13 protein-coding genes are annotated in these 13,665 nt (G+C 62.3%); 3 read left to right on the plus strand and 10 right to left on the minus strand.

What is annotated here, in order from left to right; all coding sequences use genetic code 11:
• Nucleotides 1-170: 170 nt before the first annotated feature.
• A complete protein-coding gene (locus FHR27_RS10890; protein WP_042555630.1) occupies nucleotides 171-719 on the plus strand; it encodes an adenine phosphoribosyltransferase in 549 nt (182 codons plus the stop codon).
• 217 nt (nucleotides 720-936) lie between these two features.
• Here FHR27_RS10890 and sppA read toward each other — a convergent pair whose 3' ends face one another.
• The 3 genes from sppA to rluC are packed head-to-tail and all read right to left on the minus strand — an operon-like array spanning nucleotide 937 to nucleotide 3,545.
• A complete protein-coding gene (gene sppA, locus FHR27_RS10895) occupies nucleotides 937-1,914 on the minus strand; it encodes a signal peptide peptidase SppA (protein WP_042555629.1) in 978 nt (325 codons plus the stop codon).
• The gene (locus FHR27_RS10900) at nucleotides 1,904-2,599 is read right to left on the minus strand and encodes an HAD-IA family hydrolase (protein WP_179538574.1); all 696 of its coding nucleotides are present in this window, start codon (nucleotides 2,597-2,599) and stop codon (nucleotides 1,904-1,906) included. The genes sppA and FHR27_RS10900 overlap by 11 nt, the downstream gene beginning before the upstream one ends.
• A complete protein-coding gene (rluC, locus tag FHR27_RS10905) occupies nucleotides 2,592-3,545 on the minus strand; it encodes a 23S rRNA pseudouridine(955/2504/2580) synthase RluC (RefSeq protein WP_042555819.1) in 954 nt (317 codons plus the stop codon). Before rluC ends, FHR27_RS10900 begins: the two co-directional genes overlap by 8 nt.
• 742 nt (nucleotides 3,546-4,287) lie before the next feature.
• Here rluC and rne point away from each other — a divergent pair.
• Both rne and FHR27_RS10915 read left to right on the plus strand, forming a co-directional pair.
• Nucleotides 4,288-7,515 (plus strand): ribonuclease E, encoded by a 3,228-nt coding sequence (gene rne / locus FHR27_RS10910; RefSeq protein ID WP_179538575.1) that lies wholly within the window; start codon nucleotides 4,288-4,290, stop codon nucleotides 7,513-7,515.
• A 106-nt stretch (nucleotides 7,516-7,621) separates the two neighbouring features.
• A protein-coding gene (locus FHR27_RS10915; protein WP_179537961.1) for an IS3 family transposase occupies nucleotides 7,622-8,841 on the plus strand; the annotation gives its coding sequence in 2 pieces (ribosomal slippage) (nucleotides 7,622-7,970 and nucleotides 7,970-8,841; 1,221 coding nt in all).
• Between the two features lie 217 nt (nucleotides 8,842-9,058).
• Here FHR27_RS10915 and murB read toward each other — a convergent pair.
• The 7 genes from murB to FHR27_RS10950 are packed head-to-tail and all read right to left on the minus strand — an operon-like array spanning nucleotide 9,059 to nucleotide 13,621.
• Nucleotides 9,059-10,078, minus strand: coding sequence for a UDP-N-acetylmuramate dehydrogenase (gene murB / locus FHR27_RS10920; protein WP_179538576.1), 1,020 nt, complete (start codon nucleotides 10,076-10,078; stop codon nucleotides 9,059-9,061).
• Nucleotides 10,075-10,539 carry a low molecular weight protein-tyrosine-phosphatase gene (locus FHR27_RS10925; RefSeq protein ID WP_179538577.1) on the minus strand — a complete coding sequence of 155 codons (465 nt, stop codon included), beginning with the start codon at nucleotides 10,537-10,539 and terminating at the stop codon, nucleotides 10,075-10,077. Before FHR27_RS10925 ends, murB begins: the two co-directional genes overlap by 4 nt.
• Nucleotides 10,539-11,303, minus strand: coding sequence for a 3-deoxy-manno-octulosonate cytidylyltransferase (gene kdsB, locus FHR27_RS10930; RefSeq protein WP_179538578.1), 765 nt, complete (start codon nucleotides 11,301-11,303; stop codon nucleotides 10,539-10,541). The genes FHR27_RS10925 and kdsB overlap by 1 nt, the downstream gene beginning before the upstream one ends.
• 1 nt (nucleotide 11,304) lies before the next feature.
• On the minus strand, nucleotides 11,305-11,490 hold the full coding sequence (locus FHR27_RS10935; RefSeq protein WP_042555623.1) for a Trm112 family protein: 186 nt from the start codon (nucleotides 11,488-11,490) through the stop codon (nucleotides 11,305-11,307).
• 42 nt (nucleotides 11,491-11,532) lie between these two features.
• Entirely contained in the window at nucleotides 11,533-12,540 is a 1,008-nt protein-coding gene (gene lpxK / locus FHR27_RS10940; RefSeq protein WP_179538579.1) for a tetraacyldisaccharide 4'-kinase, read from the minus strand.
• Nucleotides 12,540-12,968, minus strand: coding sequence for an ExbD/TolR family protein (locus FHR27_RS10945; RefSeq protein ID WP_042555621.1), 429 nt, complete (start codon nucleotides 12,966-12,968; stop codon nucleotides 12,540-12,542). Before FHR27_RS10945 ends, lpxK begins: the two co-directional genes overlap by 1 nt.
• Complete coding sequence (locus FHR27_RS10950; RefSeq protein ID WP_042555620.1) at nucleotides 12,965-13,621, minus strand: MotA/TolQ/ExbB proton channel family protein; 657 nt, start codon at nucleotides 13,619-13,621, stop codon at nucleotides 12,965-12,967. The genes FHR27_RS10945 and FHR27_RS10950 overlap by 4 nt, the downstream gene beginning before the upstream one ends.
• Between the last annotated feature and the right edge of the window lie 44 nt (nucleotides 13,622-13,665).

Genomic DNA, 13,665 nt, shown 5'->3' on the forward strand with positions numbered 1-13,665 from the left:
CAAGCTAGGCGCTCCCGTCGGAATGCCCATTCACAGCTCGTAAACTCGCGTGCGAGCCCAGTCCGCTTCCTCGCTTGTTTTTGCAGGGGCGCCTAGCCCTTGCATGGCTCTAGCTCGCAAAGTCATGAACAGGTTCCAAGGCTCAATTTTGACCGCTACAAGGATTACCGATGATTTTCGACGAATTCAGTATCAAGACCCTCATTCGCCCGGTTAACGACTTTCCGAAACCGGGCGTGGTGTTTCGCGACATCACCCCGCTGTTCCAGTCGCCGCGCGCCCTGCGCATGGTGATCGACAGCCTGATCCAGCGCTATGTCGAGGCCGACTTCAGCCACGTCGGCGCCATGGATGCGCGCGGGTTCCTGATCGGTTCGATCATCGCCTATGAGCTGAACAAGCCGTTGGTGCTGTTCCGCAAGCAAGGCAAACTGCCAGCCGACGTCCTCAGCCAGGGTTACCAGACCGAATACGGCGAAGCCTTTCTGGAGGTGCACGCAGACAGTCTGTGCGAAGGCGACAAGGTGCTCATCGTCGACGACCTGATCGCCACCGGCGGCACCCTGCTGGCCGCCGTGCAACTGGTCAAACGCATGGGGGCAGGCATTCATGAAGCGGCCGCGATCATCGACCTGCCGGAGCTGGGTGGCTCGCGCAAACTGCAGGACATGGGCATTCCCACCTACAGCCTGACGGCCTTCGCACTCGATGAGCGCTAAGAGCAGTAGCAAGTTACAAGCGTCAAGTGATCTTCGCGCGACCAGAACCTCTGCCGTCAGGCTGATGTGCTGGGGTCGTGCGTAGGCTGGATCGGGCGCGAAACTGGCGCTTCATCCGGCCATCGGCTTCATGCGCGCCCAACTGCCCACCTTGAAAGCGATCGGCCAATAAAAAGCCCCGGCCAAGTGCCGGGGCTCTTTATTGCATATCAGGCTATCAGCGCAGTGCCGGGCCCTGGAACCCCATCCACATCGCCAACTGCTCCGCCACACTGGCGCCCAGCTTCTTGGTGAAGCGATCCAGCGGGCTTTCCTGGACGGTGAAATCCACCATTTCTTCCTGGCCAATGACGTCACGCGCCACATAGCTGGTGCTGCCCAGGGCATCGATCAGGCCCAGATTCAGCGCCTGTTCGCCAGACCAGATCAGGCCGGAGAACAGCTCGGGATGCTCGGCATCCTTGAGGCGATCGCCGCGGCCCTTCCTCACGCTGTCGATGAACTGCTTGTGAGTGGTTTCCAGCACGGTCTTCCAGAACGCCGCCTCTTCAGGCTTTTGCGGCTGGAACGGATCGAGAAACGCCTTGTGCTCGCCCGAGGTATAGACGCGGCGGTCAACGCCCAGCTTGTCCATCAGACCGGTGAAACCGAAACTGGCCGCAGTGACACCGATGGAACCCACCAGGCTGGCCTTGTCGGCATAGATCTGGTCGGCAGCGCTGGCGATGTAATAGGCACCCGAAGCCCCCAGATCGGAAATCACCGCGTACACCTTGGTGTCCGGGTTCTCGCCGCGCAGACGGCGGATTTCGTCATAGATGTAGCCCGATTGCACCGGGCTGCCACCGGGGCTGTTGATGCGCAGGATCACACCCTTGGTGTTGGGGTCCTTGAAGGCTGCGCGCAGGCTGCCGACGATATTGTCGGCGCTGGCCGCTTCCTTGTCGGCGATCAGGCCACGCACGTCGATCACCGCGGTGTGCGGCGTGCTGCTGGCACCCTTCTGCAGATTGAGCAGCGGCGAGAACAGCGCCAGGGCACCGAACAGATAAATGAAGGTCAGCAGCTTGAAGAAGATCCCCCAGCGGCGCGAGCGGCGCTGCTCGTGAACGCTGGCCAGCAGCGTCTTCTCGAGGAGTTTCCAGCTCTTCGGGTCGCTCTCGGCCACGACCGGCGTCTTTCTATCACCCCACATGCTCACTCTCCTCGGTTTGGGGCTCGGCCACCGTCTGGTTCAGCCAGGCACTCAGTTCCATGAAATGGTTGATCGACAGCTTCGGCTCATAGGCACTCAACGCTGTCAGCGTCTGCGCACCGTAACCCACTGCCACAGAATCCATACCCGCGCGCTGCGCCATCAGCAGATCGAACGAGGAATCACCGATCATCAGTGCCTGCCCGGCCGGCACGCCACAATGCTGAAGAATTTCATGCAGCATGCGCGGATCGGGCTTGCTCGCCGTTTCATCGGCGCACCGCGTGATGTCGAAATATTCCTGCCAGCCCAGCGCGTCGAGAATCCGCTGCAGGCCACGGCGGCTCTTGCCGGTGGCAACGGCCAACTGATAACCCTGCGCGCGGAACTGCGCCAGACTCTGCTCCACCTGCGCGAAGAACGCCGAGGGGGTCTGATCCATGGCCACATAACAGTCGCTGTAGCTGACACGGAAGCGTTCGACGTGTGCGGCTTCGACGAGTTCCGGATAAAGCGTGGTGATCGCCTCGGGCAGCGCCAGGCCGATGATGCCCTTGACCGCCTCGTCACTGCGCCGCGGCATGGAACACTGGTCGGCCGCCTGGTGCATGGCCGCGACGATGCGGCCAATGGAGTCGACCAGCGTGCCGTCCAAGTCGAAGATCAGCAGCCGATAATCACGCACTCAGGCGCTCCAGCGTGCGAGCCCACATCTCGTCGACCGGCGCCTCGAGCTTAAGCACGCCGCCCTCGGGCAGCGGAATGTTCAACTCGTAGGCATGCAGGAACAGGCGCTTGCCGCCCAACTCTCGAATCTCCCGGGTGAAGTCGTCATCGCCATACTTGCTGTCACCGGCAATGCAATGCCCGCCGTACTGGGCATGCACGCGAATCTGGTGGGTCCGGCCAGTCACCGGCTTGGCTTCGACCAGGGTCGCGAATTCGCCGAAACGGCGCAGCACGCGGAACACGGTGAGCGCCTCCTTGCCTTCGGGGTTGACCTCGACCATGCGCTCGCCGGAACGCAGATTGCTCTTGAGCAGCGGCGCGTTGATCTGCTTCTTGGCGGTCGCCCAGTGGCCACGCACCAGGGCCATGTAACGCTTGTCGACGCCGTCACCGCGCAGTGCTTCATGGAGATGACGCAGCATGCTGCGCTTCTTGGCGATCATCAGCAGCCCGGAAGTGTCGCGGTCGAGGCGATGCACCAGCTCCAGATCCTTGGCATCCGGGCGCAACTGGCGAAAGGCCTCGATCACGCCGTAATTGAGACCACTGCCGCCGTGCACGGCGATGCCGGCCGGCTTGTTCAAAACGATCAGCGCCTTGTCTTCATAGACGATGGCCGCTTCCAGGCGCTGCAGCAGGCCCTGGGCCAGCGGCTCGGGCTCGTCGCGTTCGGCCAGGCGCAGCGGCGGCACGCGCACGATGTCACCAGGCTGCAGCTTGTATTCGGGCTTGATCCGACCTTTGTTGACCCGCACCTCACCCTTGCGCAGGATGCGGTAGATCAAGGTCTTGGGTACGCCCTTGAGCTGGGTACGAAGGAAGTTGTCGATGCGCTGACCCGCGAGTTCAGGCGCGACCTCGAGCAGCTGAACGCCGGAGGTTGGAGTAGTGGGTGTCGTCATGGCCGAGATCATACAATTTTTATGCATTTGAAGCACTTAATCATTGCTGCTATAGTCGCGAATGCCGCCAAAAGCGGCCTGATTCGCGGATGTTGCCAAACCGCCATCGTGAATCAAGCAACCCATTCAGGACGTAAGGCCGTCCGACGGGCGTCTCAGAGAGCGATAGGCCTGCATGGCTGCTCGAGAAACTCGGAAATAAGGCCTGAGACACAGATGCGCGACCAGCCCTTATGGAGGGTCGCGGTAATGCCAACCCGCTGCGGATTTTTCGTGAGCGGCACCCGATTTTCAGCGATACGTGTAGGGTGGAGATGCACAACGGTCGGCCTGCGTAGCAAACAGCTTTATCAGAGACGCGTCATATCGTCCGCTACCGACCCTTGATTCCTCCTCCTGACTGAGAACCCGTTTACGGTCTCGCAAGTTAGCGCCACGCAAGACGCTACGTTAGTGACAGCCCCCGATCCGGGGCAGGCAAAGAAGCTCGCTTACCCAGGTAAACGATCTTCCAAGCAGGTTTTAACGCAGCAGGGCCAGTGCTTAGCCGATCGCCAGCGAGTTCTGAGTGCTTTCTGTCACATACAGCAAGCAGGAGACGTCCGTCGCGGCCCAGCACAACTGGCTGCTGCCGCTCGACAATGAAACGATTTACGACCGTTTCTGACGCGCCTGACACCGACCCTGAGCGTCGTGTGTGCCTAACGCGGCTTCCGGCAGCACCGGAAACCATTGGTACCACATGAAAAGAATGTTGATTAACGCGACTCAACCCGAAGAGTTGCGTGTTGCGCTGGTAGATGGCCAGCGCCTGTACGATCTGGACATCGAGTCCGGCGCCCGTGTACAGAAGAAATCGAATATCTACAAAGGTCGCATTACCCGCGTAGAACCCAGCCTCGAAGCGGCATTCGTCGACTTCGGCTCCGAGCGTCACGGCTTCCTCCCCCTCAAAGAAATCTCCCGCGAATACTTCAGCAAGGCCCCCGAAGGCCGCGTCAACATCAAGGACGTGCTCAAGGAAGGCCAGGAAGTCATCGTTCAGGTCGAGAAAGAAGAGCGTGGCAACAAGGGCGCAGCCCTGACCACCTTCATCAGCCTCGCCGGCCGCTACCTGGTGCTGATGCCCAACAACCCGCGTGCAGGTGGCATCAGCCGCCGCATCGAAGGCGAAGAGCGCAACGAACTGCGCGAAGCTCTCAATGGTCTCGACATCCCCAATGACATGGGTCTGATCGTGCGCACCGCCGGCCTGGGCCGTTCCAGCGAAGAAATGCAGTGGGACCTCGACTACCTGCTGCAACTGTGGAGCGCCATCAAGGAAGCGTCCCAGGACCGCCCTGCCCCGTTCCTGATCTATCAGGAAAGCAACGTCATCATCCGCGCCATCCGCGACTACCTGCGCCAGGACATCGGCGAAGTACTGGTCGACAGCGTCGAAGCCCAGGAAGAAGCCCTGACCTTCATCCGCCAGGTGATGCCGCAGTACGCCAGCAAGATCAAGCTGTACGAAGACAGCGTGCCGCTGTTCAACCGCTTCCAGATCGAAAGCCAGATCGAAACCGCATTCCAGCGTGAAGTGAAGCTGCCATCCGGCGGTTCGATCTACATCGACCCGACCGAGGCCCTGGTGTCCATCGACATCAACTCGGCGCGTGCCACCAAAGGCAGCGACATCGAAGAAACCGCGCTGCAGACCAACCTGGAAGCCGCCGAAGAGATCGCCCGTCAGCTGCGCCTGCGCGACATCGGCGGCCTGATCGTCATCGACTTCATCGACATGACGCCAGCCAAGAACCAGCGCGCTGTCGAAGAGAAAGTACGTGAAGCCCTGGAAGCCGACCGTGCCCGCGTACAGGTCGGTCGCATTTCGCGCTTCGGCCTGCTGGAAATGTCCCGTCAGCGCCTGCGCCCATCGCTGGGCGAAAGCAGCGGCATCGTCTGCCCGCGCTGCAACGGTCAAGGCATCATCCGTGACGTCGAATCCCTGTCCCTGGCGATTCTGCGCCTGATCGAAGAAGAAGCCCTAAAGGATCGTACCGCCGAGGTTCGCGCCCAGGTGCCGATCCCGGTCGCCGCGTTCCTGCTCAACGAAAAACGCAACTCGATCACCAAGATCGAACTGCGTACCCGTGCGCGCATCGTCATCCTGCCGAACGACCACCTGGAAACGCCGCACTTCGAAGTGCAGCGCATCCGTGACGACAGCCCGGAAGCCCAGAGCACCCAGACCAGCTACGAAATGGCCACGGTCGAAGTCGAGGAAGAGAAACCGGCTGCAGCCACCCGCACCCTGGTTCGCCAGGAAGCTGCGATCAAGGCCGCTCCGCCGCGCAGCGCTCCTGCTCCGGAAGTTGCCGTAGCTGCGCCTGCTGCCGCACCCGTTGCCGCCGCACCGCAAACCGGCCTGTTCAAAGGCCTGGTGAAGTCCCTGGTAGGCCTGTTCGCCAGTGCCGAAGAGCAGAAACCAACCGTGGTCGAGAAGAAGCCGGGCGAGCGTCAGCCGCGTGGCGACGAGCGTCGTAACGGTCGCCAGCAGAACCGCAACCGTGGCAACCGTCGCGATGAAGATCGCAAGCCGCGTGAAGAACGCGCCCCACGTGAAGATCGCGCAGCCCGCGAGGAACGTGCGCCTCGTGAAGAGCGTGCACCGCGTGAAGAGCGTCAGCCTCGCGCCCCGCGTGAAGATCGCCAGCCGCGCGAGAACGTGGAAGTTCGCGAGCCTCAGGAAGTGCGTCAATCCCGCCCGCCGCGCGAACCGCGTGAAGGTCAGGAAAACCGCCGTGAACGTCGCCCGCGTGAAGAGCGTCAGCCGCGCGAACTGCGCGCTCCGCTGGATGCCGAGCCGCAGAACGAAACTGCAGCCGTCGCCAGTGAAGAAGCTCGCGCCGAACGCCCGCAACGTGAACCGCGCCAGCCACGCCAGCCTCGTGAAGAACGTCAACCTCGCGCCGAACAGGCTCAGGCAGACGCTGCTGAAGACGAAGTGCTGAACAACGACGAGCAGCAAGACGACGAGCAGGAAGGTAACGAAGGCGGTGATCGCCCACGTCGCCGCTCCCGCGGTCAGCGTCGCCGCAGCAATCGTCGCGAGCGTCAGCGTGATGCCGACGGCAACCCGATCGAAGGCAGCGACGAGAATGCGGAAGAGCCGGTAGACAACGGCAGCATTGCTGCAGCCGCTACCGTGGCAGCCGTTATCGCTGAAACCGAGAAACCAGCCGAACAGCCGGTCGCTCAGCAAGCAGAGACCTTTGCCACCACCGAAACCGCAGCACCTGTCGCCGTACAGGACGTACAGCCAGCGGTCGAGACCGAGCAGCCTGCACAAGCTGCTGCCGTTGTGGTCGAAGAGGCGCCTGCGCCAGTCGAAGTGCCGGCAGAAACAGTTGCCGAGCGTGCCGATGCAGTGATCGAGCCCCTACCTGAAATCGAACGCCCACGTGCTTCGGCAGCGGAATTCGAAGCAGTGCAGCAGGAAGCTCCGGTCGCGGCCGAGCCAGTCAGCGAAGCGGTCGTCGTCGAAGCACCCGTTGCCGAAACGCCAGTGTTCGAAGCACCGGCCATCGAAGCTCCGGTAGCCGAAACCACTTTCACTGCCGCACCCGAGGCCGCTCCGGCAGCCGAGGAAGTTGCAGTGGAAGCACCTGTGGTCGAGGCGCCAGCGATCGAAGAGCAAGCCGCTTCAGCCGCACTGGTTGCAAGCAACGGCCGCGCACCGAACGACCCGCGTGAAGTGCGTCGCCGCAAGCGTGAAGAAGAGCGCTTGGCCCGCGAAGCTGAAGAGGCCGCCAAGGCCGCTCCAGCCGCAGCGGTGGTGGAAGCTGAGCCCGCTGCTCCGGCAACCGAGAGTGAAGCCGTTGTCGACACTCAACCGGCCAGCGAGCCCGTCGAGCAAGATGACGTCATCGTCACGCCGGTCGACGAGAGCGCTCAGCGCGATCAGGACGCGCCCAAGCCGCACGCCTGATTAGGTAGCGCAAAAGAAAAGGGGATGCTTCGGCATCCCCTTTTTATTGCCTGTGTCCCGTCCTGAATAAGGTTTACACCTTCTGCCCGAGAATCTGGAGAACTCAATGGAGCAAGGTGCTAAACGTACGCAGCGTGATTACTCGCTGACTTTTAAATTGTCGGTGGTCGATCAGATCGAAAAAGGCGAGCTGACCTATAAACAGGCTCAGGACCGGTATGGCATTCAGGGCAAGTCCACTGTTTTGGTATGGTTGCGTAAGCATGGTCGGCAGGATTGGAGTCAGGGGGCCTCGATTCGAGCCGGCAGGAGCCAGATCGTGACCGATCCCAAAGACCTGACGCCCGAGCAACGCATCAAGGATCTGGAGCAGCAACTGCAGTTCATGAGCCAGAAGGCACAGTTCTTTGAAGCTGTGGTCGACGTGCTGAAGAAGGATTACGGTGTTTCGATCGTAAAAAAGCGACCCGGCAAGTCATCTCGCAAGGGCAAGCCCAAGGGCTGAGCATCGTCAGGGCTTGCCAGTTTCTATCCATCAGTCGCCAGGCTTATTACAAGCACAACCGTGTTGCTGATCAGCGCGCTATACAGAATGAGCTGATCGCGTGTTATGTCCAGCGGTTAAGGCTTCGCCAGCCAAGGATCGGCACGCGCAAGTTACATTACCTTCTGCACCGCCAACCCAATGACAGCCTGAAGGTCGGGCGCGACCGGCTATTCAAGATATTGGCCGAACACCGCCTGCTGGTACTGCCCAAGCGCGCGTATCACAAGACCACGCAGAGCTTTCATCGTTTTTATCGGCATCCGAACCTGCTCAAGTCTGGAGCTGATCAGATTACGGCGACAGCGCCCGACCATGTTTGGGTGGCGGATATCACCTATCTGCCGGCCCGAGGCGGCCCGCTGTATCTGAGCTTGGTCACGGATGCGTACTCCCGAAAGATCGTCGGCCATCACGTCCATGAAGGCTTGCATGCAGAGTCCGTGGCGGTTGCCTTCAGGCGAGCACTAAAAAGACGCCAGGGTAACCAGGTACTCGTCCATCATTCTGATCGCGGAATCCAGTATTGCTCAGCGCTCTACCAGGCACTGCACAAATACCACGGTGTGCAGTGTTCGATGACCGATGGCTACGACTGCTATCAGAACGCGCTTGCGGAGCGGGTCAATGGAATTCTGAAGAACGAACTGCTGCTACGCAGCCCCAATGATCTAGAACAGGCCAGATCAATGGTTAGCGAGGCGGTCAGGATCTACAACACGGAGCGGCCGCATCTGGCCCTGAAATACAAAACGCCCGATGCGGTGCATCGGGCATTTTGAGTACCGCAAACCTAGCTGAAACGGTGTAAACCTATTTCAGGACTAGACACTGTGATTTCCAGGGTCTGCTGACGTTTCAGCGCGAAACGTCAACAGACCCTGCAAGCGCCCAGAACGCAGCGCGCTGTTGAATGCAGTGATGTCCGAAAACGAAAAGGATGGAGCGATCAGGCCTGCACAGCTCCGCCAGCATGGCGAGGCTGCGCGGCATGTAGGATCAGAGCACGTTCGGCTCGATTTCCAGGCTCACGCCGAAGCGCTCGGCGATATCCGCCTGAATGCGCTGTGCCAATGCGAGCAGTTGCTGACCGCTGGCCTGACCGTAATTGACCAGCACCAGCGCCTGCAGGCGATGCACGCCGGCATCGCCATCACGAAAGCCCTTCCAGCCCGCCCTTTCGATCAGCCAGCCAGCCGCCAGTTTCACCTGGCCGTCGGCCTGGGGATAGGCCACCAGATCAGCGTGAATGTGCTGCAGACGCTCGGCCAGCTCGGCCGGCACCAGCGGATTCTTGAAGAAGCTGCCTGCGTTGCCGAGCACGGCAGGGTCTGGCAGCTTCTCGCTGCGGATGGCGCAGATGGCCCGGCTGACATCGCTGGCGTTCGGCGCCTCGATGCCCTGCTCCGCCAGGCGCTGGCGTACCGGGCCGTAATCGAGGTGCAAGGGAGCATTGCGGCTCAGGGCGAAACGCACGCGCAGAATGATCCAGCGCCCGCTTTCACGCTTGAAGAGGCTGTCGCGATAAGCGAAGGCACAATCCTGCAGATCGAACGCTCTGACCTCACCACTGTGTCGATCCAGCGCCGTCAGCCCAAGGAAACAGTCCTTCAGCTCGACGCCATAGGCACCGATGTTCTGCACCGGCGAGGCACCGACCGTACCCGGAATAAGACTGAGATTTTCCAGGCCGACAAAGCCCTGGCGCAAGGTCCACTGCACGAAGCCATGCCAGGGCTCGCCCGCCTCCGCCTCGATCTCCACCCGCTGGCCATCATCGGCCAGCAGACGAATACCGCGGCTGGCCATGCGCAGCACCAGCGCCTCGACATCCGCGGTCAGAAGCAGGTTGCTACCGCCTCCCAGCAGCAGCAGCGGCACCTGCCGCTCACGGGCAGCGCTCAGTGCCTGGCGCACCTGGTCGTCGTCGGCCGCCTCGGCAAAGTAGCGCGCCGCCACATCCACGCCGAACGTGTTGTAAGCCTTGAGCGAAACGCCGGCCTGGACCACCACCTTCATAAACGCCCCTTGAGTTCGATCAGCAATGCGTCGCTGGCCTGCTCGAGCAGATCCAGCACCTGCTCGAAACCTTCGGTACCGCCGTAATAGGGATCGGGCACCTCATCCACGGCCAGGTCGTAGCGGCGTAGATAGAGGTCCAGCTCGCCCCGCGCTTGAGCAGGACGCATGCGCTGCAGGTCGCGCAGATTGGCGCCATCCATGGCCAGCACCAGATCGAAGCGCGAGAAATCGTCGGCAGAGACCTGACGGCCGCGCAGGCCGGACAGGTCATAGCCTCGTCGACTGGCAGCCTCCAGGGTACGCGGGTCCGGAGCCTTGCCCACGTGCCAGCCGCCGGTGCCAGCGGAGTCGACTTCGATGCGCTCGGCCAGCCCCGCCTGCTGCAGACGCTGACGCAATACCGCCTCGGCAGTGGGGGAACGACAGATATTGCCCAGGCAAACGAACAGAACGCGCATCAGGCGCCCAGCAACCGACGTACGCGGTCGAGGTCTTCCTGAGTGTCGACCCCGGCGGGCGGCGCTTCCAGCGCGTCGGCGACGTGGATACGTACACCGTGCCAGAGCGCGCGCAACTGCTCCAGGAACTCGGTATTTTCCAGCCAGCACGGGCCCCAGGCGACGAAGTCCTGCAGGAAGCCAGCGCGATAGGCATAGATGCCGATATGCCGGCGATAGGGAACATTGGCAGGCAAGGTATCGCGATCGACAGCGAAGGCATCACGCGCCCACGGCAGCGGCGCACGGCTGAAGGTCAGCGCCAGACCGTTGAGATCGCTGGCGACCTTGACCACATTGGGGTTGAACAGCGCGGCGACATCGTCGATGGGCTCGGCCAGGGTGGCGATGGCGGCCTGGGGGTTGCCGGCCAGATTGGCGGCCACCTGATCGATGATCGCGGGCGGCACCAGCGGCTCGTCACCCTGCACGTTGACCACGATGGCATCGGCAGCCAGGCCCAGCGCAGCGGCCACTTCGGCCAGGCGGTCGGTGCCGGAGTTGTGATCGACGCGGGTCAGCAGCACCTGGGCACCGAACCCCTGGCAGGCCTCGACGATGCGCGCATCATCGGTGGCTACCACGACCTGGGTTGCACTGCTTTTGCAGGCCTGTTCCCAGACATGCTGGATCATCGGCTTGCCGGCGATATCCTGCAGTGGCTTGCCTGGCAGGCGTGTGGACGCATAGCGCGCCGGAATCACCACGGTAAAGGCGTTGCTCATCTTACTTGTCCAGGCGTTCGTCATCGTTGAGGGTGCGGGCTTCGCTTTCCAGCATGACCGGAATGCCATCGCGGACCGGATAGGCCAGGCCGGCACCTTTACTGATCAGTTCGGTCTTGTCCTGGCTGAGCTTGAGCGGGCCCTTGGTGATCGGGCAGGCCAGGATATCGAGCAGTTTCGGGTCCATGGGAAAATCCTTGAGAACAAGAGGAGTGAGCGCGTGACGCGGTTACTGCCGCTCGCCGAGCAGACGATCCAGGCGAGCCTCGAACCAGTCACGAAACGCGACGGAGGGCTGGGCATCGACGGCCAGATACCACCAGTCGTCAGCCGCGAAGGCCCGGCACTTCACCGCGTCCTTTTCCGTCATCACCAGCGGCAGCGCCGGCGAGAAATTCAGCAGCTCGGCGCTGTAGGCAGCATGGTCGGCGAAGGCATGCGCGACAGGCCGCCAGTGTAGCGCCTCGAGGGTCGTGAAGAAACGCTGCGGGTTGCCGATACCGGCCACCGCATGCACGGCCTGACCGGGCGGAAAGTGATCGAGCGGACGGCGCTCGCCGCTGCGCAGGTTGATCAGGGCGCTGGGTACCAGGGTAAAGGCATACCCACCCAGGGGATCGCTCGGCGCGCCGTTGTAGAGGCAGGCATCCACGCTCTGCAGGCGCTCAGCGGGTTCGCGCAACGGCCCGGCGGGCAGGCAGCGGCCATTGCCCAGCCCCCGCGCGGCGTCGATCAGGACCAGTTCCAGATCACGGGCCAGGCGGTAGTGTTGCAGGCCATCGTCGCTGAGCAGCAGGTCCAGGGGCTCCTCGGCCAGCAAGGCGCGAGCGGCGCGACCACGATCCGGGTCGATCATCAGCGGCACGCCACTGCGCTGCACGATCAGCAGCGGCTCGTCGCCAGCCTGCTCGGCAGTGTGCTCGGCCCTGACCCGCCAGGGCAGGCTCGGCGGCTTGGCGCCATACCCGCGACTGATCACGCCAACGCGCAGGCCGCGGGCCTGGCACTGCTCGACCAGCCAGAGAATCAGTGGGGTCTTGCCGGTGCCGCCGACGGTGACGTTACCCACCACGATCAGCGGCACCGGTGCGCGGTAGCTTTCACCCGCACCGGCGAGAAAGCGCGCGCGCTTGCGCTGCACCACACCGCGGTACAGCGCCTCCAGCGGCCGCAACAGCGCCAGAGCCGGATGCCCTTCGTACCAGGCCCGCACCAGACGGTCGGAAAAGCTCGCCATCAGGGCGCGGCCTGAGTCTCGACCGTGGTGATGCGCAGGTGCGCGAAGCCCAGCTTGCCGGCTGCATCCATGGCGGTGACCACCGATTGGTGGCTGGTCTTGGCGTCGGCGCTGATGGTCAGCGGCAGGCTGTTGTCGCCACCGGACTCCTTCTGCAAGGCCGCCATCAGGTTATCCAGATCATTCTTGATCAGGGCCTGGCCGTTGAGCGAGATGCCGCCCTCTGCCGATATCACCACTTCCAGTTGCTTGAGTTCGCTCTGCTCGGGCGGTGTACCGCTGGCAGCCTCGGGCAGGTCGACCTGCATACGGGTTTCACGCGTGAAGGTAGTGCTCACCACGAAGAACAGCAGCAGGATGAACACCACGTCGATCAGCGAGGCGAGATTGATCTCGACCTGCTCACGCCGTCTACGTCTGAACTTCACGCCTTCTTGCTCCCCTTGGCCGGCTTGGGCTCCTCGGCCAGGTCGACATCACGCTCGCCCTGCACCATCTCCACCAGCTTGATCGCTTCCTGCTCCATGCCGACGACCAGTTCATCGACGCGGCGCTGCAGGAAACGGTGGAAGAACAGTGCCGGAATCGCCACTGTCAGACCCGATGCGGTGGTGATCAGCGCCTTGGCGATACCGCCGGCGAGCAACGCCGGGTTGGCCGTGCTGCCCCCCATGAACGAGCCGAAGATATCGATCATGGCGATCACCGTACCGAGCAGGCCGAGCAGCGGCGTGATTCCGGCGATGGTGCCCAGCGCATTGAGATAGCGCTCCATCTCGTGCACCACACGGGCCGCAGCCTCCTCGATGCACTCCTTCATCACTTCACGACCATGCTTGGAGTTGGCCAGACCCGCGGCGAGGATTTCTCCCAGCGGCGAATCGGCGCGCAGCTCCTTGAGCTTCTGGTTGTTCAGCTCCTTGTCCTTGATCCAGCGCCACACCTGCCCAAGCAGGTTGGGCGGCGTGACTCGGCTGACGCGCAACGTCCACAGCCGCTCGGCAATGATGCCCAGGGCAGCGATTGAACACAGAACGATCGGCAGCATCACCCAGCCGCCAGCTATAACCAGTTCCCACACGGTGGCAGATCCCCTTCACAAAAGTGGCGCCACTCTAGCATAGG

This window comes from Pseudomonas flavescens (assembly GCF_013408425.1).
Lineage (GTDB): Bacteria > Pseudomonadota > Gammaproteobacteria > Pseudomonadales > Pseudomonadaceae > Aquipseudomonas > Aquipseudomonas fulva_A.

Bases quoted from the DNA above. Each gene is read 5' to 3' on its own strand.
- murB (WP_179538576.1), bottom strand. From the start codon at position 10,078: ATGAAGGTGGTGGTCCAGGCCGGCGTTTCGCTCAAGGCTTACAACACG.
- FHR27_RS10890 (WP_042555630.1), top strand. From the start codon at position 171: ATGATTTTCGACGAATTCAGTATCAAGACCCTCATTCGCCCGGTTAAC.
- FHR27_RS10925 (WP_179538577.1), bottom strand. From the start codon at position 10,539: ATGCGCGTTCTGTTCGTTTGCCTGGGCAATATCTGTCGTTCCCCCACT.
- FHR27_RS10935 (WP_042555623.1), bottom strand. From the start codon at position 11,490: ATGGACCCGAAACTGCTCGATATCCTGGCCTGCCCGATCACCAAGGGC.
- lpxK (WP_179538579.1), bottom strand. From the start codon at position 12,540: ATGGCGAGCTTTTCCGACCGTCTGGTGCGGGCCTGGTACGAAGGGCAT.
- sppA (WP_042555629.1), bottom strand. From the start codon at position 1,914: ATGTGGGGTGATAGAAAGACGCCGGTCGTGGCCGAGAGCGACCCGAAG.
- kdsB (WP_179538578.1), bottom strand. From the start codon at position 11,303: ATGAGCAACGCCTTTACCGTGGTGATTCCGGCGCGCTATGCGTCCACA.
- rluC (WP_042555819.1), bottom strand. From the start codon at position 3,545: ATGACGACACCCACTACTCCAACCTCCGGCGTTCAGCTGCTCGAGGTC.
- rne (WP_179538575.1), top strand. From the start codon at position 4,288: ATGAAAAGAATGTTGATTAACGCGACTCAACCCGAAGAGTTGCGTGTT.